The sequence below is a fragment of the Aeromonas sp. FDAARGOS 1415 genome (assembly GCF_019048365.1).
GTDB lineage: Bacteria > Pseudomonadota > Gammaproteobacteria > Enterobacterales > Aeromonadaceae > Aeromonas > Aeromonas taiwanensis.
The window spans coordinates 360,662-381,213 of record NZ_CP077363.1 but is presented as its reverse complement, the minus strand read 5'-3'; the positions used below and the strand labels follow the sequence as shown (position 1 = coordinate 381,213).

The 20,552-nt window shown below is 66.0% G+C and carries 21 protein-coding genes and 3 tRNA genes; 9 read left to right on the top strand and 15 right to left on the bottom strand.

Annotation, left to right across the window (positions count from 1 at the left end; translation table 11 throughout):
* The first annotated feature begins 116 nt into the window (after window positions 1–116).
* Entirely contained in the window at window positions 117–1,013 is an 897-nt protein-coding gene (locus I6L45_RS01825) for a patatin family protein (protein WP_216983294.1), read from the top strand.
* On the opposite strand, the gene I6L45_RS01820 is transcribed toward I6L45_RS01825, so the two are convergent.
* From I6L45_RS01820 to I6L45_RS01800, 5 genes are all read right to left on the bottom strand, one after another.
* Complete coding sequence (locus I6L45_RS01820) at window positions 967–1,254, bottom strand: hypothetical protein (RefSeq protein WP_216983293.1); 288 nt, start codon at window positions 1,252–1,254, stop codon at window positions 967–969. The two genes, I6L45_RS01825 and I6L45_RS01820, sit on opposite strands and share 47 nt — an antisense overlap.
* A 136-nt stretch (window positions 1,255–1,390) precedes the next feature.
* Window positions 1,391–1,475, bottom strand: a tRNA-Tyr gene (locus I6L45_RS01815).
* A gap of 30 nt (window positions 1,476–1,505) precedes the next feature.
* A tRNA-Tyr gene (locus I6L45_RS01810) sits at window positions 1,506–1,590 on the bottom strand.
* Between the two features lie 32 nt (window positions 1,591–1,622).
* Window positions 1,623–1,707 (bottom strand) — tRNA-Tyr (locus tag I6L45_RS01805).
* Between the two features lie 257 nt (window positions 1,708–1,964).
* Window positions 1,965–3,053 carry a ketoacyl-ACP synthase III gene (locus I6L45_RS01800; protein WP_216983292.1) on the bottom strand — a complete coding sequence of 363 codons (1,089 nt, stop codon included), beginning with the start codon at window positions 3,051–3,053 and terminating at the stop codon, window positions 1,965–1,967.
* Window positions 3,054–3,252: 199 nt separating this feature from the next.
* Between I6L45_RS01800 and I6L45_RS01795 the strand changes: the two genes are divergently transcribed.
* The 6 genes from I6L45_RS01795 (at window position 3,253) to I6L45_RS01770 (ending at window position 8,489) form a co-directional block, all read left to right on the top strand.
* Entirely contained in the window at window positions 3,253–4,206 is a 954-nt protein-coding gene (locus I6L45_RS01795; RefSeq protein ID WP_216983291.1) for a LysR family transcriptional regulator, read from the top strand.
* A gap of 127 nt (window positions 4,207–4,333) precedes the next feature.
* A complete protein-coding gene (locus I6L45_RS01790) occupies window positions 4,334–4,945 on the top strand; it encodes a LysE family translocator (RefSeq protein WP_216983290.1) in 612 nt (203 codons plus the stop codon).
* A gap of 155 nt (window positions 4,946–5,100) precedes the next feature.
* A complete protein-coding gene (locus I6L45_RS01785; protein ID WP_216983289.1) occupies window positions 5,101–6,978 on the top strand; it encodes a U32 family peptidase in 1,878 nt (625 codons plus the stop codon).
* A 115-nt stretch (window positions 6,979–7,093) separates the two neighbouring features.
* Window positions 7,094–7,423, top strand: coding sequence for a DHCW motif cupin fold protein (locus I6L45_RS01780; RefSeq protein ID WP_216983288.1), 330 nt, complete (start codon window positions 7,094–7,096; stop codon window positions 7,421–7,423).
* A gap of 31 nt (window positions 7,424–7,454) precedes the next feature.
* Window positions 7,455–7,712 carry a DUF1272 domain-containing protein gene (locus tag I6L45_RS01775; protein ID WP_216983287.1) on the top strand — a complete coding sequence of 86 codons (258 nt, stop codon included), beginning with the start codon at window positions 7,455–7,457 and terminating at the stop codon, window positions 7,710–7,712.
* A gap of 111 nt (window positions 7,713–7,823) precedes the next feature.
* A complete protein-coding gene (locus I6L45_RS01770; protein WP_216983286.1) occupies window positions 7,824–8,489 on the top strand; it encodes a class I SAM-dependent methyltransferase in 666 nt (221 codons plus the stop codon).
* Here the strand turns inward: I6L45_RS01770 and I6L45_RS01765 are convergent.
* Window positions 8,486–8,977, bottom strand: coding sequence for a DUF2938 domain-containing protein (locus tag I6L45_RS01765; protein WP_216983285.1), 492 nt, complete (start codon window positions 8,975–8,977; stop codon window positions 8,486–8,488). The two genes, I6L45_RS01770 and I6L45_RS01765, sit on opposite strands and share 4 nt — an antisense overlap.
* A gap of 73 nt (window positions 8,978–9,050) precedes the next feature.
* Between I6L45_RS01765 and I6L45_RS01760 the strand changes: the two genes are divergently transcribed.
* On the top strand, window positions 9,051–9,464 hold the full coding sequence (locus tag I6L45_RS01760) for a helix-turn-helix domain-containing protein (RefSeq protein ID WP_216983284.1): 414 nt from the start codon (window positions 9,051–9,053) through the stop codon (window positions 9,462–9,464).
* Between the two features lie 29 nt (window positions 9,465–9,493).
* Here the strand turns inward: I6L45_RS01760 and I6L45_RS01755 are convergent, their stop codons facing one another.
* The 6 genes from I6L45_RS01755 to I6L45_RS01730 all read right to left on the bottom strand — a co-directional run bounded on the left by I6L45_RS01755 (window position 9,494) and on the right by I6L45_RS01730 (window position 15,164).
* On the bottom strand, window positions 9,494–9,970 hold the full coding sequence (locus I6L45_RS01755; protein ID WP_216983283.1) for a methylated-DNA--[protein]-cysteine S-methyltransferase: 477 nt from the start codon (window positions 9,968–9,970) through the stop codon (window positions 9,494–9,496).
* The gene (locus I6L45_RS01750) at window positions 9,967–11,475 is read right to left on the bottom strand and encodes an AlkA N-terminal domain-containing protein (protein WP_216983282.1); all 1,509 of its coding nucleotides are present in this window, start codon (window positions 11,473–11,475) and stop codon (window positions 9,967–9,969) included. Before I6L45_RS01750 ends, I6L45_RS01755 begins: the two co-directional genes overlap by 4 nt.
* A 139-nt stretch (window positions 11,476–11,614) precedes the next feature.
* Complete coding sequence (locus I6L45_RS01745) at window positions 11,615–13,093, bottom strand: carboxypeptidase M32 (RefSeq protein WP_216983281.1); 1,479 nt, start codon at window positions 13,091–13,093, stop codon at window positions 11,615–11,617.
* A gap of 106 nt (window positions 13,094–13,199) precedes the next feature.
* Entirely contained in the window at window positions 13,200–13,781 is a 582-nt protein-coding gene (gene smrA, locus I6L45_RS01740; protein WP_216983280.1) for a DNA endonuclease SmrA, read from the bottom strand.
* 189 nt (window positions 13,782–13,970) lie between these two features.
* On the bottom strand, window positions 13,971–14,120 hold the full coding sequence (locus tag I6L45_RS01735) for a DUF3149 domain-containing protein (protein ID WP_216983279.1): 150 nt from the start codon (window positions 14,118–14,120) through the stop codon (window positions 13,971–13,973).
* Window positions 14,121–14,276: 156 nt separating this feature from the next.
* Window positions 14,277–15,164: a TraB/GumN family protein gene (locus I6L45_RS01730; protein ID WP_216983278.1), complete on the bottom strand. Its 888-nt coding sequence runs from the start codon at window positions 15,162–15,164 to the stop codon at window positions 14,277–14,279.
* A gap of 70 nt (window positions 15,165–15,234) precedes the next feature.
* On the opposite strand from I6L45_RS01730, the gene I6L45_RS01725 reads away from it, so the two are divergent.
* Window positions 15,235–15,567 carry a DUF1904 family protein gene (locus I6L45_RS01725; RefSeq protein WP_043758474.1) on the top strand — a complete coding sequence of 111 codons (333 nt, stop codon included), beginning with the start codon at window positions 15,235–15,237 and terminating at the stop codon, window positions 15,565–15,567.
* 48 nt (window positions 15,568–15,615) lie between these two features.
* Here I6L45_RS01725 and I6L45_RS01720 read toward each other — a convergent pair whose 3' ends face one another.
* The 3 genes from I6L45_RS01720 to I6L45_RS01710 form a co-directional block, all read right to left on the bottom strand.
* Window positions 15,616–16,446: an SDR family oxidoreductase gene (locus tag I6L45_RS01720; protein WP_043808788.1), complete on the bottom strand. Its 831-nt coding sequence runs from the start codon at window positions 16,444–16,446 to the stop codon at window positions 15,616–15,618.
* A 114-nt stretch (window positions 16,447–16,560) separates the two neighbouring features.
* Complete coding sequence (locus tag I6L45_RS01715; RefSeq protein WP_134695435.1) at window positions 16,561–17,961, bottom strand: OprD family outer membrane porin; 1,401 nt, start codon at window positions 17,959–17,961, stop codon at window positions 16,561–16,563.
* 640 nt (window positions 17,962–18,601) lie between these two features.
* Complete coding sequence (locus I6L45_RS01710; protein WP_216983277.1) at window positions 18,602–20,542, bottom strand: methyl-accepting chemotaxis protein; 1,941 nt, start codon at window positions 20,540–20,542, stop codon at window positions 18,602–18,604.
* Window positions 20,543–20,552 lie beyond the last annotated feature (10 nt).

The following is a 20,552-nucleotide window of genomic DNA, read 5'->3' as shown; positions in this document are numbered from 1 at the left end:
GGGGCCATTCACAGAGTCATCTGGAATCTGGTCATGGACGAGGCAGGCTTCGAGCACATTCACACGGCCAGGTTGGACCGAAACCAGGGTTATGGACGGCAGGAACGGGAGGCGGGATGAGTCGGCAACAAACGGCCCTGGTGGTCGAGGGGGGCGCCATGCGCGGCATCTTTGCTGCCGGCGTGCTGGACGCCTTCCTGGCGAAGGGAAAGACGCAGTTCGATCACTGCATCGGGGTCTCGGCGGGGGCGGTCAACCTGGCGGCCTATCTGGCGGGGCAGCGGGGGCGCAACCACAGGGTCATCACCGACTACTCCTGCCGCCCCGAGTTCATCAACTTCGGCAAGTTCCTGCGGGGCGGCCACTGGCTCGATCTCGACTGGCTGTGGGGGATCACCATCCGGGAGATCAGGCTGGATCTCGCGCACTTCGCCGCCAATCCGGTGCCGCTGACCGTGGTGACCACCCGGGTGGCGGACGGTCAGGCGGCTTACCTCAGGGCCACTGCCGCCGAGCTGGAGCAGCAGATCAAGGCCTCCTGCTCGGTGCCGCTCGCCTACCGGCACTTCGTGCGCATCGGAGGGGAGGCCATGACGGACGGCGGGGTGGCGGACTCCATTCCGGTGCGCCACGCCTACGAGCAGGGGGCGCGGGACATCACAGTGGTGCTCTCCCGGCCCTTGGGCTATCGCAAGCGGGCGCCCAGGCTGCCCGCCTTGCACCGCTACCTACTGCGCCAGACCCCGGCCCTGGCCCGGGCGAGCCTCTCTCGCCATCAAAGCTACAACGACGCCATCGACTTCATTCGCCGGCCGCCCCGGGATTGCCGCGTCCGGGTCATAGTGCCGCCTGCGGGCTTTCGGGTCGGGCGCATGACCACGGACAAGGATCGGCTGGAGCAGGGGTATCAGATGGGGTGGCAGGCAGGGCTGGCCTATCTGGCGCAGGAGGACGCGAACGCAGGCCCTAGTTTGTTGCCTGGAGGGGCGCCTTGCCAAGCGGGGGCGCGCTGACCTTTGGGGTATGCGCCATCTGGATAGCCTGGGCCAGCCAGTCCCAGTCGAGCTGGGGGCTGCCAGCCTTGAAGCGCTGGTAGGCGCATCCCTGACGGACGGTGAGGAAGAGGGTGCTCGGCAGGCCGAGGCGGTTGAAGTAGCGCACCATGACATCCCCCTGGTACTGGCGCAGGCGCTGTTGCAGCTCGGGCAGTGTCAGCCCCAGCTCGCGGCCCGTCTCATCCCAGATTTCAAACATAGGTGTGCTCCTTTAACAACTGGAATCACTACTGTTTCGAAAACGCGGGGGAAGGGCAATTGTCAGATCTGACAGTGCCAAATGGAATCTGACCGGAAAAGCGAAAACCCGGCGCCAGGCCGGGTTTTCTGAAGGATGGTGGAGGGAGAAGGATTCGAACCTTCGAAGGCAGAGCCGTCAGATTTACAGTCTGATCCCTTTGGCCGCTCGGGAACCCCTCCACAGGGGCATTGCATATTGTGTCAGGAAGATGGTGGAGGGAGAAGGATTCGAACCTTCGAAGGCAGAGCCGTCAGATTTACAGTCTGATCCCTTTGGCCGCTCGGGAACCCCTCCACGGGGTATTTTCCTGATTTTTCGCACTTGAATGGTGGAGGGAGAAGGATTCGAACCTTCGAAGGCAGAGCCGTCAGATTTACAGTCTGATCCCTTTGGCCGCTCGGGAACCCCTCCCCAAGTGCGAGGCCGCATACTACCAGATCCGACAAGGTTGTGAACCCCTTGGCCTCATTCTGACGACAAAAAAGTGTCAAGTGGTTATTTTTTGATATGTCTCGCTCAAAATTCACGCTTTTCAATGACTTTTATACCGTCCCCGATGTCCAGCCGGGAGAGGTCAGAGGGCGGGAAAGAGTAGGCGGGAAATAAAAAGAGGAGCCACGCGGGCTCCTCTTTTTATCGGTGACGGGGTAGTAGCCCCGACGGGGAGGTCAGGCGTCCTGAGTGCGGGCCTGTTGGCAACCCTGCACCGCATGGGCGATGAGTTCCAGGGCGCTGTGATCGCAGGGGGGCAGCTCGTCCTCGCACAGGGCGAGGGGGGTGACGCGCTCCCCCCACTTGATGAGGGCGGCCCCCCAGGTGAGGCCGGCCCCGAAGGCGGCGGTCAGCAGGTAGCTGTTCGGCTTGACCCGGCCCTGCTCCAGCGCCTCGCACAGGGCGATGGGCACGGTGGCGGCGGAGGTGTTGCCGTACTGCTCGATGTTGACCATCACCTTCTCCATGGGGGCGTTCATGCGCTTGGCCAGGGTCTCGATGATGCGCACGTTCGCCTGGTGCGGCACGATGAGATCGACCTGCTCGGGGGCGATGCCGGCCTGGGCCAGCACGGTGCCGGTGGCCTCGCCCATGCCGCGCACGGCGCGCTTGAAGATCTCCTGCCCCTCGAAGTTGAACGTGAAGAGGCCGTCGATGTCGGCGAAACGCACCCGATCCGTACCGAAGTTCGGCACGTGCAGGATCTCCCGCGCCTCGCTGTCGCAGCCGAGTTTGTTTGCGATCAGGCCGCTCTCCTGCTCGCTCGCCTCGATGACCACGGCGCCGGCACCGTCACCAAACAGCACGGCGGTGTCGCGTTTGGCCCAGTCCAGCAGCTGGGTCAGGCGCTCGGCGCCGATCACCAGCACTCGCTGCATCATGCCGGTCTGTACCAGGGAGGTGGCGACCGAGAGCGCATAGACGAAGCCGGTGCAGGCGGCGTTGAGGTCGAATACCGCAGCCTTGTGGGCACCGAGGGCCTGCTGCACGGCGGAGGCGCCATTGGGCACCAGGGTGCCCGGGGTGGCGGTGGCCAGGATGATGCCATCAATGGCACCGGCGTCCAGGCCGGCGCAGGCCAGGGCGCGGCGGGCGGCCAGGGTGGCGAGCGCCGTGGTGCTGACGTGGGAGACCCGACGGGCCTTGATGCCGGTGCGCGGGTAGATCCACTCGTCCGAGGTGTCCATGATGGTGCTGAGGTCATCATTGGTCAGCGCTGCGGGGGGCAGGCACTTTCCCCAACCGGTGATATTGGCGTATTTCATCTTGTCGTCGCTTATCGTGATGGCCGCCCGGGGCGGAAAATTGCGCAATTATGACGCACGGGGCCGCCACTGTCATCCAGCGGACGGGAGCGTGCAGGGGAGAGGGGAGGGGCAAGACCGTGATTTTGCTTAAATTCCCGCTCTCCCTTGTCTTAAGATGAAGGCCCGACCCAGCCTGCCGCCACCCGAGGTGATCCCAGTGCACAAAGCGAATCTCAACCTCCTGCCCACCCTCAAGGTGCTGCTGGAGACCCGCAACATCAGCCGGGCGGCGGAGTTGCTGCACCTGAGTCAGCCCTCCATCAGCAAGCAGCTCGGCCAGCTGCGCAGCGAGTTTGGCGACGAGCTGCTGGTGCGGGAGGGGCAGCGCTGGCTGCTGACCCCGAGGGCGGAGGCGCTGGCGGCCCAGCTTGCCGATTCCCTCGGCGCCCTGGAGCGGCTCTACGAGGCGCCGGAGTTTGCCCCGGAGCGCTGCGAGCGGGTATTCCGGCTCGCCTCCTCCGACTACGTGGCCCAGCACATCCTGCCGGACATCTGCGCGGCGCTGGCGAAGGCCGCCCCCCAAGCGGCGCTGGAGTACAGCCTGTGGGACAAGCGCCTGCTGCCCCAGCTCTGGCAGTCGGAGCTGGACATGGTCTCCACCATCACCGAGCTGGTGCCGGATCAGATCCGGGGCCTGCACCAGGGGGAGGACAGGTTGGTGGTGCTGATGGGGCGCCACCACCCGCTCGCGGGCACGGCCCCCACCCTGGAGGAGTACCTCGCCTGGCCCCACCTGCAGGTGAGCGGCGGCGGCGACAAGGACAGCCCGGTGGAGCAGGTGCTGGCTCCCCTCGGGCTCTCCCGCCGCTGGTTTGCCCGGGTGCCCTTCTTCCAGGCCGCGGTGGAGGTGCTGCTGCGCACCGACTGTCTGATGACCACCCCGGCCCACATCGCCTGGCAGCTCTCCCGGGAGCACGCCCTGAGCTTCTGCGATCTGCCCTTCACCACCCGGGTCCAGCAGTACCATCTGCTGTGGCACCAGCGCCACCACCTGGATCCGGCCCACCGCTGGTTTCGCGAGCTGGCCTATCCCTTCCTGCGGGATCACCTGCAGTTCACCCTGGGGGAGAGCCGCAAGCAGCTGGCGTCGGGGAGAGGCCAGCCCGGCTAGCACCGGCAGCAGGTGCCAGACCATAGCCAATGGCTATGAAATCTATTCATAACTTTCACTTCTGGCATAGCTGGCCGCCCCCTACTCTGATCGCCTGAACCGACATTCGACAGAGGAAGGAAAGGGTATGGAATTGACGAGTTGGCTGGCGCTGGCCGCCATCTGCGTGATGGGGGCCATCGCCCCGGGGCCGAGCCTGGCGCTGATTATCCGCAACACCGTACAGGGGGGCCAGGGCCATGGGGTGGTGACGGCGCTCGGCCACGGCCTGGGGGTGGGGATCTACGCCCTGATCACGGCGCTCGGCCTCGCCATCTTGATCACCCAGACCCCGCTGCTGTTCGATCTCATCCGTTACGGTGGCGCCGCTTTCCTCGCCTGGCTCGGGGTCAAGGCGCTGCTGGCCAGACCCGCGAGCGGCGAGTCCCGTGAAGAGGAGGTGCACCAGCTGCGCGGCCGTCAGGGGGCGTTCGAGGGCTTTATGGTGGCCTTCTTGAACCCCCAGCTCGCCATCTTCTTCATCGCCCTGTTCAGCCAGTTCGTGCACGCCGATACCGGCTGGTGGGAGGGGAGCATCATGATGCTGACCGCTGGCGGCATAGACGCACTCTGGTACGTGCTGGTGGCCCTGGTGCTCTCCCGCGGGCCCGTGCTCGCCTGGCTCAAAGCCAAATCCACCGTGATCGACAAGATAAGCGGTCTGGTGTTGCTGGGACTGGCGTTGAAAGTCGTGATCTGAGGCTGGCGCTCAAGGTGGTCATTTGATCCGCTTCTCAAGGGAGAGCAGGGTCTGATCCAATCCTGCATTCTGCGGTGATCTTAAGCGGGATCAAGGCGAGGGGAGCCGGGTCTCGCTAGAGTGGCGGCCATTTGTCGCTCCTCTGGGACCAGACCATGCACGATCAGACCCCGCGCCTCGCGCCCCCCGAACAGAACCGACTAGAGCTGCTGGCCCCGGCGAAGAACCTGGCCTACGGCATCGAGGCCATCAACCACGGCGCCGATGCCGTCTACATGGGGGGCCCCGCCTTCGGTGCCCGCAGCGCCGCGGGCAACAGCATCGAGGATATCGAGGCGCTCGCCCGCCACGCCCACCGCTTCGGCGCCCAGGTGTTCGTCGCTTTCAACACCCTGCTGCACGACCACGAGCTGGAGCAGGCCCGGCGCCTGACGCACCAGATTTATGAAGCCGGAGCCGACGCCCTCATCGTGCAGGACATGGGGCTGCTGGCGCTCGACCTCCCCCCCATCGCGCTGCACGCCAGCACCCAGACCGACAACCGCACGCCGGAGAAGGTGAAGTTTCTGCAGGACGTGGGCTTCTCCCAGGTGGTGCTGGCCCGCGAGCTCTCCCTTGCGCAGATCCGCGAGATCAGCGCCGCCACCAGCGTGCAGCTGGAGTTCTTCATCCACGGCGCCCTGTGCGTCTCTTACAGCGGTCAGTGCAACATCAGCCACGCCCGCACCGGGCGCAGCGCGAACCGGGGCGAGTGCGCCCAGCTCTGCCGGCTGCCCTGCTCCCTGCAGACCCCGGCGGGGGAGGTACTGGTGGAGAACAGCCACCTGCTCTCCTTGAAAGACATGGATCAGAGCGCGAACCTGGAGGCGCTTGTCGAGGCTGGGATCCGCTCCTTCAAGATAGAGGGGCGCCTCAAGGGGCTGGACTACGTCAAGAACGTCACCGCCTGGTATCGCCAGAAGCTGGACGCCATCCTGGAGCGGCGCCCGGATCTGGTGGCCTCCTCGGCCGGCCGTTGCACCTACGGCTTCACGCCGGATCCCAAAAAGAGTTTCAACCGCGGCAGCACCGACTACTTCCTCCATGGCCGACAGCCGGGGATCGACTCCCCCCGCAGCCCGAAATACGTGGGGGAGCCGCTCGGGCGCGTCACCAGGGTGAACAAGGACGGGATAGAGATCGACGGCCAGCCCGTGACCCTCAACAACGGCGACGGCCTCGGCTTCTTCAAGCCGGGGGGCGAGCTGGTGGGGATGCGCCTCAATAAAGTGGAGGAGAAGGCACAGAGCAAGCGGTTACTGCTGTCGGAACCCATGCCCGGCCTCAAGGTGGGCACCGAGATCTTCCGCAATCACGATCAGGCCTTCAGCAAGCTGCTCGAAAAGCCGAGCGCGGATCGCCGCATCCGGGTCGACATGCGGCTCGGTGAGTGGGACGAGGGATTGAGCCTCACCCTGACCGACGAGCAGGGCATCTGCGCCGCCGTCACGCTCCCCTGCGACAAGCAGACGGCCGACAACCCGGCGCGGGCGCTGCAACAGGCGCGCGACCAGCTCGGCAAACTCGGCAACACCCTGTTTGTGGCGCGCCAGATTGAGCTGGCATTCACCACACCCCTGTTTATTGCTGCTTCACAGCTTAACGGCCTGCGCCGGGATGGCATCGCCGCCCTGGAGACGGCGCGTCTGGCCGCCTACCGGCGACCCGAGCGGCGCATCCCCTTGCGCGATGCCATCTACCCCCAGCACCGCCTCTCCTACCTCGGCAATGTGCTGAACAGTGCGGCGGAGCAGTTCTTTCGCGAACACGGGGTTGAGCGCATCGCCCCCGCGTATGAGGCGAACAAGGAGGAGCGGGAAGTGGTGCTGATGATCACCAAACACTGCATCCGCTACAGCCAGCAGCTCTGTCCGAAGGAGGTGCCCGGTCTCAAGGCCGAGCCCCTGGAGCTCAAGATGGGCAAGGAGAGTTTCCGTCTGCGCTTTGACTGCCACCGCTGCGAGATGCAGGTGATGGGCAGCCTCAAGCGCTGACGGCTGCCCGTGTGGGGATGGGGCGGGTGCGGATTAGATGGCAGTATGGGGTGGCGCTGCCCAGGGGCTTGTCTCTCTAAGCAGCCCCAACCCCTCAACTGACAAAGGAGCTGTCATGAACATCGATGCACTGCCGTTTTGCACCACGAACTGGGCCGAGGTCCCGCCGACCGAGCACCAGGGGGAGCGCGGCGTCGCCCGCTGGCACACCCGGCAGTTCGGGGATCTGCGGGTGCGAATGGTGGAGTACTCCCCCGGGTATCTGGCGGACCACTGGTGCAGCAAGGGCCATGTGCTGCTCTGCCTCGAAGGGGAGCTGCACACCGAGCTGCAGGATGGTCGCGTCTTCACCCTGACGCCGGGCATGAGCTACCAGGTGGCGGACAATGCCGAACCCCATCGCTCCTGCACCGAACTGGGCGCTCGCCTCTTTATCGTCGACTGAGCCGTTCTTCCCGTTTCCCCCGGAGCTGCCCATGCTGGAACTCAGACCCAACTGCGAGTGCTGTGACCGGGATCTGCCCGCCGACACGGCGATCGCCTATATCTGCTCCTTCGAGTGCACCTTCTGCGCTGAGTGCAACGAGCAGTATCTGCACCTGACCTGCCCGAACTGCGGCGGCGAACTGGTCAGGCGCCCCCGCCGCCCGGCGGCCAAGCTGGTGAACAACCCCGCCTCCCTCAAGCGCGTCTTCAATCCGGATCTGAAAGCGGCGCTGGACAAGGGGCGCTAGGGCCCTCCCTTCATGGGAAGGGCTGGGCTGGCAACTGGCTTGCCCCTGTGGCTCTTGACCTTCTCCCGGCGGCAGCCCCTATCAAGGGGGCTCACACCAAAGGAGCAAAAGATGACGGAGCGATTCGACGGAGAAGGGGCGAGGGCCTATGACAGCCGCATCCCCCTGCTGGTACCGGGTTATGAGCTGCTGCACCAGCTTTGTGCCTCACGGCTGATGGCCGCGCTGGGCCAGCAGGCCCAGGTGCTGCTGGTGGGGGTGGGTACGGGCAGCGAGTTGCTGCTGCTTGGCCGTCTCTGCCCCCGCTGGACCTTTGTGGCCCAGGATATCTCGGCGGACATGCTGGCCCAGGCCAGGGTGCGGGCCGAGCAGGCGGGCATGGGGGAGAGGGTGTGCTGGCACCTGGGCCCGTTGCCTGTGGTGGATAAGCCATGTGATGGAGCCCTCTGCCTGCTGGTGCTGCATTTTCTGCCCCTGTCGCAGAAAGCTGCGCTGCTTGGAGAAATCGCCCGCCAACTCGTGCCCGGTGCCCCCCTGCTGCTGGCGGATCTGATGGCGCCCACTGACCCGCTTGAGCGCAAGGCCATGGGGTTGCAGGCCGCCCTCGCCGGTCTGCCGCCTCCTGCCGGCGAGCAGATGGTGCGCCGCCTCGGGGAGGATTTCGTCACGCTGGACGAGGGGCAGACCCGGCACCTGCTGCAAGGGGCCGGTTTCACGGCGGCGCACCGCTTCTTTCAGGCGCTGGGCTTTCACGGCTGGCTGGCGCAGCGGCGTTAGCCCCCTAACAGGGTGTGCAGCGCCCAGCCAGAGAGATACAGCCCCAGGCCGAACACGGCATGGTTGATCAGGCTGTGAACCCGGGCCGAGGCGGGGTGGGGCGTGCGGGAGGCGGCGATGCCAGCCCCCATGCTGGGCTGCATGACAAGAAACGGGGCCGCCACTGTGACCAGGCCCAGGGCGAGGGCCGGGCCCGGCGTGGGCGCCAGCAGCCAGTCTTGGCCCTGGGTGGCGATCAGCAGGGCGGCGAAGGCGATACCGATGAGGTAGTGGGCGCTCCAGCCGATGAGGCTTTCCCCCGGGATGGGGCTGGCCGCGCCAATGGCCTCATGACGGAATCGGCCCTGGCCCATGTGACCGATCCAGCGCCCCATCATGGTGTAGCTCGGCAGCGGCATGCCCAGCAGCGGCTTGCGCACCACGCCCCACAGATCCATCAAGGCCGTTGCACCGACCCCGATCAACAGCACGGAAAACACAGTGTTCATGATTTTCTCTTCCCTTGTGATGACACGGACGCTAGCGTACGACTTCAAGTCGACTTGAGGTCAAGGGGGGCGTGTGGATATATCCGAGGTGGTGAAGCGGTCCGGGGTGCCTGCCTCGACCTTGCGTTTCTACGAGGAGAAGGGGCTGATCCAGGCTCTTGGCCGTCAGGGCATCAGGCGCCAGTTTGCGGCCAGCGTGCTGGAGCGCCTGGCGCTCATCGCCCTGGGGCGGGCGGCGGGTTTCTCGCTGGACGAAATCGCACGTATGTTCGGGGACGACGGGCGTCCCGAGATAGACAGGGAGCAGCTGCTGCACAAGGCCGAAGAGCTGGATCGCACCATAGTGCAGCTGACCGCCATGCGCGACGGTCTGCGCCATGCCGCCATCTGCCCGGCGCCGAGCCACATGAGCTGTCCCACCTTTCGCCGCCTGCTGGGGGCCGCTGCCCGTGGCGTCATCCACAGACGCAAACCGCCGAGCCCCTGAGGCGAGGTTGGGGCGAGCAGGCCGCTTTCTCAGGCGTCACTTCCCTCCAGCGCCAGCAGCGCCTGCTTGATGGGCAGGCCCCCCGCATAGCCGGTGAGGCTGCCGTTCTGGCCGATCACGCGGTGGCAGGGGACTATGATGGAGAGCGGATTGCGCCCGTTTGCGGCCCCCACCGCCCGCACCGCGCTCGGCTTGCCGATGGCGCGGGCGATGTCGCCATAGCTGCGGGTCTCCCCGTAGGGGATGTTGCACAGCGCCCGCCACACCGCCTGTTGAAACGCCGTGCCCCGCGCCGCGAGCGGCAGGGTGAAGCGCTGCAAGCGCCCTGCGAAGTAGGCCTCAAACTCGGCGAGGAAGGGGGCGAGCGCCTCGCCATCCTGTAGCCAGTCCCGCATGTCGGGCAGTGGCCGCAGGCCGGCCACGAAGTCCACGTGGACCAGACCGCGCTCATCGATGGCGATCAGCAGCCGGCCGCACGGGGTCTCCAGAAAGTCGTAACGGATCATGATGTTTTCTCCTCGTCTTGTTCGTGTCCGGGTTGGGTGAGCAGCGCCGGTTGCTCGCTCATGGCGTGCCACAGCCAGCTTGCGGCATAGGCGCGCCACGGCTGCCAGGGGGCGCTTCGCGCCTCTGCCTCCTTCACCGGCAGCTTGTTACCGCCCCCGAGCGCCTTTTGCAGCACGAGATCCGAGGCGGGGAAGGCGTCCGTGTCCAGCCCGCAGCGCAGCCGCCAGTAGGCCACTGTCCAGGGCCCTATGCCCGGCAGCGCGAGCAACTGCTCGTCGCTTGCCGTGCCCAGGATGAGCGCGCCGCTCGCGAGCGCCGAGGCCAGCCCTTGCAGCGTGCGGATGCGGCTGCCCGGCATGCCGATGCCGTCCAGATTGAGCTCGCACAGCTGGGCCGGCGTGGGCAGCTGCGCCGTGCCGAACTGCGCCAGGGTGCGCGCCACCAGACGCCCCATGATGGTGATGGCGCCCTTGACCGACACCTGCTGGCCGACGATGGCGCGCAGCATCACCTCGTATTCATCCCACCCCCCCGGCAGCCGCACCCCGGGCCAGCGCTCCTGGATGCCGGCGAGCAGCGGATCCTGCCCCAGGTGTTCGCCGATGCGGCCCATGTCGGCGTCGAGATCCCACATGCGGCGCACCCGGTACAGGATGTCCGGCAGCGCGCCCGGCGGCAGATCCCGCACCGTCAGCCTGAGCCTCTCCCCCTCGACGGGTTCGATGCGGATGAGCCCCTCCTGATCGCCGACCCGGTGACGGCGCTCGTAACCGTGCTCATCCACGCGCTCCAGCCCCGGAATCGCGCGCAGCCGGTAGAACGCGAGCATGGCCTGCACGTCGAACGGCGGGCGATACAGCAGGTGCAGTTGCAGGTTCGATTGCGGCGCCGCCTCGCCAGTCCCCCCTTCCTGCTTGCGCAGGGCGCCCGGCGCCATGCCATACGCCTGAAGCCAGGCGTCGTTGAAGCGACGAATACTCGCAAAGCCAGACGCGAACGCGACGTCCGTGATCGGCAGATGCGTCTCCGTCAGCAGCCGTTTCGCGAGCAGCAGGCGACGCGTCTGCTCCACCTGTTTCGGCGACGCGCCGAGGTGTTGCTCGAACTGGCGCCTCAGCGTGCGCTCCGTGATCCCGGCCTGCGCCGCGAGCGTGCCCAGGCTGTGCTCCGCGAGCTCGCCGCGCTCGATGCGCGCCAGCACCTGGGCGACGAGCGGCGGCAGATCGCCGCTCTGCGCCGGTGCGAGTTCGGGGCGACAGCGCAGGCAGGGCCGCAGCCCGTGCTGCTCCGCCGCCGCCGCGAAGCGAAAATACTGCACGTTGTGCTCGTGCGGCGCCCGCGCCGGACACACTGGGCGGCAATAGATGCCGGTGGACAGCACGCCGGTAAAGAAGCGGCCATCGAAGCGTGCATCTCGCGCGAGCCGCGCGGCGTGGCACTGCTCCCGGGTGAGGCCCGGGATGATCTCGTCCCTGGGGGATGGGTGTGGGCTGACAGTGGTCATGGCATGACTCGGATTTCTGTGGGCATGTGCCTGAGACTAAGCGGGTGCGAGGGGGGTGACTAGCCAGAAACGGACAGGGATAGCAAAAATAGTCGGGCAGGGGGAAAGCGGGCGCGAGATGAGTCGCGCCCGGGAGCGGTTATTTCAGGTAGCGCTGTTCGAGGTGCTTGCGCAGCCACTGGGGATTGAGCGCCTCGCCGGTCGCGCGGCGAATCAGCTCGTCCGTGCCGTGCAGGCTGCCCTGGGACCAGATGTGGCGGCCGAGCCAGCCGAAGATCTCCGGCAGGCGGCCAGACGCCACGAGCGTGCCCATGTCGCCGAGCTCACGTTCGAGCGCAAAGCGCAGCTGCGCCGCATACATGGCGCCGAGCGTGTAGCTCGGGAAGTAGCCAAACGAGCCGTCTGTCCAGTGGATGTCCTGCATGCAGCCGTTCTGGTAGTTGCCGTTCGTGGACAAGCCGAGCCACTGCTGCATCTTCGCGTCCCACAGCTCGGGGATGTCCGCGACCTCGATGCGCCCTTCCATCAGGTCGCGCTCCAGCTCGTAGCGTAGGATCACGTGCGCCGGGTACGTCACCTCGTCCGCATCGACGCGGATGAAGCCGGGCTCGACCCTGTTGTACAGCTTCTCGAGGTTCGCGGGCGCGAGCGCGTCCTGTACGCCGAAGTGCGCGCGAATGCGCGGCGCTATCAGCGACAGGAATGCGGGGTGATGGCCGAGCTGCATCTCGCAGAACAGGCTCTGGCTCTCGTGAATGCCCATGGAGCGTGCCTCGGCCACCGGCTGGCCGAGCAGTGCGCGCGGCAAGCCCTGTTCGTAACGCGCGTGGCCCGTCTCGTGGACGATGCCCATCAGGCTGGAGACGAACTCCTGCTCGTTGTAGCGCGTGGTGATGCGCACGTCCGTCGGCACGCCGCCGCAGAACGGGTGGCTGCTCACGTCGAGCCGGCCGTGCGCGAAATCAAAGCCGAGCAGCCCCATCACCTCCTGGCCGAGCGCCTGCTGCGTCGGGATCGGGAACGGGCCTTGCGGCGTCAGGAGCACGTCGCTCTTCTGCCGTTCACTCACGCGCTGGATCAGATCCGGCAGCCAGCTCGTCAGATCGCCGAAGATCTGATCCAGCCGCGCGCTCGTCATACCGGGTTCGTACAGCGCCAGCATGGCGTCATAGGGGCGTACCCCGAGCGCCTCGGCGCGCAAGGTTGCCACCTCCCGCGACAGGCGCACCACCTCCTCGAGGTTCGGGGCAAAGCCTGCCCAGTCGTTCTCCTTGCGCTGGCGACGCCAGGCGTGCTCGCACTTGCTGCCGGCGAGGGACAGCGCCTCCACGAGGTCCCCCGGCAGCAGGCTCGCATCCTGCCACTGGCGTTTGATCTCGTGCAGGTTCGCGCGCTGGGTCGCGTCCAGGGTTTCCCCCTCGGCCGCCGCAATCCAGTCGCCGAGTTCCGGGGCGGTGCGTTTGCCGTGGATCAGCACGCCGAGCTCCGCCATCGCCTCGGCGCGGGCCTCGTTACCCCCCTCCGGCATCATGGCGGCCTGATCCCAGCCACAGATGGCGGAGAGGTGGGAGAGGCGGTGCAGTTGTTGCTGATGTTGTTCGAGTTTCTGGTATGACATGGGATTGTCCTTGTTATCGTCCCTGATGGTATGCACCCCGTACCTGGCATGATCGGGGCCGCCCGATGCTAGCACTGCCATCCACCGTGGTGCCACCCTCAGGCAGTCAGCCGAGGCGCTTCTGGTGACGTTCGCGGTTTTCCGCCTTCTTGCGCTCGCTCTTGCGCAGCAGCACATAGAGCGCGCCGCTGCCGCCGTGGCGCCGCTCGGCGCTGTGCATGGCCATCACCGCCGGCAGTTGCGGCAACCAGGCGCTGACGTGACTCTTGAGCAGCGCGCGCGGCGTGCTGCGCTCCCCCTTGCCGTGCAGGATCAGCAGGCAGCGGATGTCCCGCGCCTCGCACTCCTGGACGAACTGCACCAGGGCGGTGCGCGCCTCGTTGAGCGTCTTCTGGTGCAGATCGAGGGAGCCCTGCAACTCGTATTTGCCGAGGCGCAGCTTCTTGTAGACCCCCTCCTGCACGCCGTCGCGCTTGAAGCCGACGATGGCGTGGGGATCCAGCATCTCGATCCCCTCCATGCCGAGGTGATCCAGGGTGAGTTGTTCGGCGGTGGCGGCCTGGCGGCGCGCGAGTTGCGCCTCGGTCGGCTGGCTGTTGCCCGCAACGGGGGCGATGTGGTCGCTGCGCAGCGGCCGCACGTCGGCCACTTCCTGCAGGAACAGTGAGAGTTCGTCGTTATGAGACACGGCAGGCTCCCCGCATGAGAATGAGGGGCCATTATAGCGGGGCTGGCCTGTGCTTAGAATGGCGGGGGCACTCGGTGCGCCGTGGCGCGGCGCCCGTACAGCCTGCCGGGTCAGGGGCTACCGGCGGGCAGGGCGAGCAGTCTCTGGCATGGCTATGGCTATCAACGCGCCCTGCGATGACCCTGGCGCTTATTGCTCCTCGACGGGCGGCTTCGCGTGCATCACCTTGTAGATGAAATAGACCGCGTAGGCGCTGATGAGCAGGAAGGTGCCGAAGATCACCAGCATGGACATCAGCCCCACGCTGTTGCCGAACATCAGGTTCATCCAGAATTCCATTTCGTTCACTCCTGTCACTGGGCGATGACAGGCATGATAGATACCTCTTTGGGAGGGTAGGGATGATCTCGATCAAGTCCCCTTCTGGTTGTTTAATCGGCAACCCATTCTGTGAGCGGCCTCCCATCACCGGCCGCCGTCCCGAGGGAGATGGCGTTATTTCGCCCCCTCGGGGGTGGGCTCGGTGAGCGGCGTGATGCGCCAGCCCTGCTGTTCCAGCAGGGCGAGCAGTCCGTGCTCGCCGTAAAGATGCAGGGCCCCTACCACGATGAAGCTCTCGTTCGGCAGGCCGGGCCACTTCTTGAGCCAGTTGCGGTTGCGCTCCGCCAGCAGGGTCTGCTCCAGCCAGGCTTGCAGCTTGGGCGGCGCCATCTCCTCCTTCAGCAGGCTGATGAGGGTGGCCTCGTCCCCGTGCTGCCAGGCCGTCATCACGGCGGCGAACCCCTTCTCGAGTTCGGGCAGCTCATCCAGGGTGCTCTCCAGCATCAGGGTCTGGTTGTCGCCGACGCTCGCGAGGTAGCCGAGCTGTTCCAGCAGGGTCTCCAGCCCGACGATGGGCTTGCCGCCGTCACTCGCCCGCTTCGCAAAGTGCTGATCCACCCCGAGATCGCCGCGAAAACCGGTGCGCTCCAGGGCGGCCTGGGTCAGGGTGATGGCCGCAAACCAGGGACGCAGCGGGGCCAGCATGCTCTCGTTCAGGCCGTTCTGGCCGGCGGCGATCAGGGTGCGCCGGTAGAGATCCTCCGGCAGGTGATCCTTGAGGGTCTTGCCGTCCACCAGCCGCGTGATGGCGCCCATCTCCTGCCACTGGGTCTGGCTGATGCGGGTCATGTCGACCTCCATCACCAGGGCCCGGCTCTGTTGCCAGGCCCGCTCCACGGGATCCGGCAGGGGGTAGAGGGAGGGCTTGCCCGCATGGATGGATCCCAGCAGCCAGTGCTGCTCCTTGCCCTTGTTGATGCGGTAGAAGGCCGGATCCGCGAAGGCGTGGAGCGGCAGCAGCAGGCAGAGCAGGAAGGAGAGCAGCGTGGGATGGAATCTCATGAGACACCTTATGTGAGCGGGATGAGTGCTCTATGATAAGTCCTCATTTGTCACAGCCAAGAGGTTTCCCATGCCCCACCTTCGTTTTCGGGCAGTTTCTGTCGACACCCTTCAGCGGATAAGCGTGCCCCTGACGGAGGAGCTCTGTGCCCTGACCGGCGGCAAGCCGGAGTTCGTCACCCTGGAGTGCGTCCCCACGACCCAGGTGCGTGACGGGGTGATCGAGGCCGGTTCCCCCTTCGTGGAGCTGGTCTGGTTCGAGCGCCCGCAGGAGGTGCAGGACGCCGCCGCGGCGCTTATCACCCGTCATCTCAAGGCGGTGCTGGGAGAGCAGACCTATGTGGTGGTGCAGGTGTTGCCCATCGTGAAATCCCACTACTACAGCAACGGCCAGCACTACTGAAAGATGCCGCCCCCTGGCCTCTGGCTGCGGGGCGGCGTTTGTCTGGCGTCAGGCGGATTTGATCAGCAGCCGGTCCAGCAGGCGGCTTGGCAACAGGCGGCGCAACACGGCGAACAGCCGGGTCGGGAAGGTGACGGGGTAGCGGTGCTTGGGGCGCCGGCTGCTGAGCGCGTGGATCAGCGGCGGGATGCAGGCCTCGCTTGGCAGGGTGAAGCCACGGGCCCCCCCTTCGCGCTCCAGCCTGGCCAGCGTCTGGGCATAAGCGGCCTGATGGCGGCTCGCACTCGGGTCGATGTGGCGCAGGAAGGCGTCCCGGGCATTGGCGCGAAAGCGGGTGTCGATGGGGCCGGGCTCTATCAGGCTGATGTGTACGCCGCTGCCCGCGAGCTCCAGGCGCAGGGTGTCGCTGTAGCCCTCCAGCGCGAACTTGCTGGCGTTGTAGGCGCCGCGATACTTCATGGCCACCAGACCGAGCACGGAGCTGTTCTGCACGATGCGCCCCTCGCCTGCGGCCAGCATGGGGGGCAGCACCTGACGAATGAGGTGATGCCAGCCGAACAGGTTGGTGTTGAACTGCTCCCGGAGCGCCTCGGTGGGGAGATCCTCCAGCGCGCCGGGCTGACCGTAGGCACCGTTGTTGAACAGACCGTAGAGGCGGCCCCCGGCCAGGGCCAGCGCCTCTGCCGCCCCGCGCTCTATGCTGGCGGTGTCGGCGAGATCCAGCTGCACCGCCAAGAGACCCTGCTGCTGCAACAGGGCGACGTCCCCGGCCTTGCGGGCGGAGGCGATGACGGTGAAGCCGTGGGCGCCGAGCGCCTTGGCGGCGGCGAGGCCGATGCCGCTGGAGCAGCCGGTGACAAGCACGAAGGGGTGGGGCATGAGGATCATCCTGATTGGCGGCCTGCGGGTGGCCCGAACCGGCATGGTAGCGTGGCCGCACCAAAAACAAAACCGGGCCAAGGGGCCCGGTTTTCGGTCACGTCAGATGCGTTATCACAGGATGGTGAACGGCATGATGATGTGGAACTTGACGTCATGCTCGGAGCTGAACATGTTCGGGTAGTACCAGCTGCCCTTGTCGTCCTGTTCGTTGTTGTAGTCGGTGTAGTGCAGCTTGAACAGGGTGCCCTTCAGCTTGCCATCCTGCACCGTGTACATGACGTCGAAGTTCGCCGCCCACTCTTTGCCGCCTTCCAGGGAGCTGTCGCCGTTGTTGGCATCCCAGCCGTAGGCTCCGGAGACACCGACACCCCAACCCGGTGCGCCCACCAGATCATCCAGGGAACGGGTCACGCCGAAGAACACGGCCTTCTCGTCGTTGTGGTTCCAGTCAGAGCGGGAATCCCACCAGATCTCGTTCGCACCCTGGGAGTTGCCGTAGCCGCGGGTCAGACGGGGCAGGTAGTTGCCCTGGTCACCCTCGGCCTTGGTCCACAGACCTTCCAGACGGAAGCCGTACTGGGCGTAGTTCCAGCTGGCGGTCAGAGCCTGTTGCCATGCCAGACCATCGTAATCGTTGTTGTCGGTCTCGGAGCCGTAGAACTGGTAGCTGGTGTTCAGCCCACCCAGTACGTCGAACTTGTGGGCCAGCTTGAAGTGGTAGCTGTCCATGTAGCCTTCGGACTGACCGAAACCACCAGTGATGGCGGTGCCGTTCTCGAAGGTGTAGCGCGCGGCCAGACCGTGGATGTAGTCGATCTTGTTCGCGTCGCTGAAGGGATCGCTGGCGTAGGGGCTGCTCTTGGAGAAGCCGGCGGTGTTCTTGAACCAGGGAGCCTTGTACTCGTCGGCGATGGCGTAGGTCAGGTAGAGGCCGCCGAAGGTGCCTTCGATCTGGCCGCCGCGGTAGGTACCGGGTTGATAGGACCAGTTGACCCCCAGGATGCCCGGGACGTAGAGCTGGGTATAACCACCCTTGGCGGTGACATGCTCACCGAACTTGAATTTCAGGGCGGCGTTGGAGAGGCTGAAGCCGTTCTCGGGCACGCCGTCACCACCTGAACCCCACTGGTCGCCCCAGAAGGAGAATTCGTTCTCTTCGTTGACGCCATTGCTCTCGTCAACAGCCAGGTCATAGGCGCCGAAGCCGCCCAGATCGATACCCACGACGTCCCAGGCATAGCCGGAGTTGAAGTTCAGGGCTGCCTGGGTGGTGGCATGGCTCAGGTTGGAGTGGTATTTGCCATCTTGGCCGGGGCCGGCCTGCTTGCGGTCACGTTCACGCTGGAAGTAGAACAGACCGCCGGTGACTTTGGCATCGTCGGTGAACGCCTGGTAGGACTTGCCGTATTCCGGGCTCATCATGTCCTGGGCAGCCAGTGCCATGCCCGGGGCGACCAGCGCCGCGACCACGGCGGCACTCAAGGCGGCGCGCTTGAAGATCACTTTTTCCATTTGTTATTGCTCCTGATTTTATGGACTTAGCTTTTTTATCCGGCAGTCGGGTACGGGCCCGCCGCTCGGTATTGGCATTGCAATCAACACCCCGAAGGGCAAAAAATTCTCTGTGTCGTGTCCCTGTGTCCGTATGCCTTGGCGCATCGTCACGGGACAATCTGCATCGTTTCAGTCGTTATTTTTTGAGTCTGGATCCTTGGCGATCTGACATCACCAAGAGTACGTTCGCGGTGCGAAATATCAACATGAAGTTCCCGCCAAGTTTCAAAAATATGACCGAGTGCAAATAATCATGATGCTTGATGTGGGCACTCCCAGCCCATGTGTGTCGGCAATGATAACGCTTTCAAGGTGTGTTCACCGTTATCCTGAGCGGATCTTGACGAGAAGGCTGAACTTTCTTTGTTAACTTGATGGCAACATATAATTTTGTGTCACAAAAAAAGATGTGGCCGACCCCGGGGCGGGCGCAGCCATGCTGGCATGGGGATCAGGCCTGCTACCCTGTGCGGGTGCCAAGGGTGGTCGCAGCCGCTCGGGAGGTGGCCTTGCAAGCCCGCCGGGGATGGCTGGCTCTTGCTGGAGACTGAGGGGGACGTGCGGGGAACCGCGACCCGGCGTGGTGCCGGGCCCGGAGTCAGGCCTGGCTCAGGATCCGTGGGATCTGCTGGGCCTGGTGGTGGATGTGCTCCGACACCTGGACGGAGAGCCGGCTGCCCTGGCGGGCGTGCTGGCTGATGCGGCCGATGAGGTCGGCAAAGCTCGCCAGCCTGCGCTCCTGGCTCTTGGCGTTGTCGGCCCCCTGCAGGGCGATGACGGCGGTGCTGCGCGCCATCTCCCGCACCGTCTGGGTGGTCTGGCGCAGCTGCTCGGCCTGCTGGCGCTGCTCGGCCGCCTCGGCGGTGATGCGGGACAGCACGGTGGCGAGCTGATCCCCCGCCTGGGTGAGGCTCGCCAGGATCTCGGTGATCTGGCCGAGGGAGCGCTGGGTATCGGCGGAGAGGTGGCGCACCTCGTCGGCGACCACGGCAAAGCCGCGCCCCTGTTCACCGGCCCTGGCCGCCTCGATGGCGGCGTTGAGGGCCAGCAGGTTGGTCTGCTGGGAGATGTGGCCGATGACGTCGACGATGGCGGTCACGTCCTCCACCGAGCGGGTCAGCTGGGCCAGGGCCGCGCTGCTCTCGTCGATGGCGAGCCCGGTCTGGGCGGTGGCCGTCAGCATGCCTCCCACCAGCCGCTCGCTCTGGCTCATGGAGTGTTCGTTGTGTTGGGCGTGCTGGGCGATTTCGGCGGCGACCTGGTGCACCTCGCTGGCGAGCTGGTTGAGCTCCTGCATCATGGTGTCGCTCTCGTCCACCGCCTGTTCCGTGGTGCGGGTGCTGTGATGGATCTCCTGCACCTGGGCCACCATCTCCTGCAGGCTGGAGGAGACGCTGGAGAGCTGCCCCGCCTTCTGCTGCTGATCCTGCTGCAGCTGCTGGATCAGGCGGTTGTAGCTCGCGACTATGTCGGCCAGTTCGTTGCGCTCGCGCCCCTGGGCCAGCAGCTGCGCCTGACCCGTGGCATCGAGCTGCAGGAAGGCGGCCCGCAGTTGTAGCAGCGGCCTGACCAGCCAGCGGCGCTGCACCAGGGCAAACAGCAGGGCGACCACCACCAGGCAGAGTGCCAGCACGCCGAGCACGGTGGCGAGCTCCCGGTTCACCGTCTGGCGGGCGGCGGCGAGCCGCTCACCGAGCTGCTCCCCCGCCTGCAGCAGGTGCGCGATGTCCTGCTGCACCATCTGACGGGCGGCCTGCTGCTGTTGCAGCGCCTTGCGGCTGTTCTCGAGCTCCATGGGATAGCGTTTGAGCAGGGAGACCAGCTCGGCTTTGGGCAGATCCCCGAGCTCCTGGCGCTGCGGCTCCCCCAGGGTGAACTCGTCGGCGGGGGCCTCCTTGAAGAGGTTCAGGCTCGGCAGGGCCGCCAGAGCGTCCGCTTGCTTTTGCAGGGCGGCGATCTCGAAACGCAGCCCTTCGAGGCGCTTGGCGCTCGCCTGCTCCATGTAGTTCTGGCGCTGGTGGGCGAGGGCGGGCAGGGCGGCCAGGATGTCGGCGGCCCCCTGGCGATACTGTTCGGCGAGCGCGGGATCGGCTCCCGGGGTGGCAGCCCCCTGCTGGCCATAGCGCAGCAGGGTACGGGCGTGGGCGGCGAGCTCGTTCTCGGCATTTTGCAGGAGCCACTGGCTGTTGCCCGACAGCTTGCCCGCCGCCAGGTAGTCGCCGTCGATGCGTGCTCCCATCTGCTCAAGCCGGGCGTTTAGCGGCTGGGTCTGGGGATCCGCCAGGCTGGACAGCAGCGCCAGCGCCTGCTGGCGCACCCCCTGGGCCTGGGCCAGCAGCAGGGGATCCCCGCTGCCGAGGTAGTCGCGAAGCGCCCCCTGCAGCGGGCCGCTCAGCTGCCGTTGCAGCTGCTCCTGCTGGCGCTGGGCCTGTTCGGCCCGATTGAACTGCTGCCACCCCTGATAGAGGGCGGCGGCCTGCACCCCGGCCACCAGCAGCAAGACGAGAGAGGAGAGGGAGGCATAGTGGGCAATTTTCACATCAGATTCC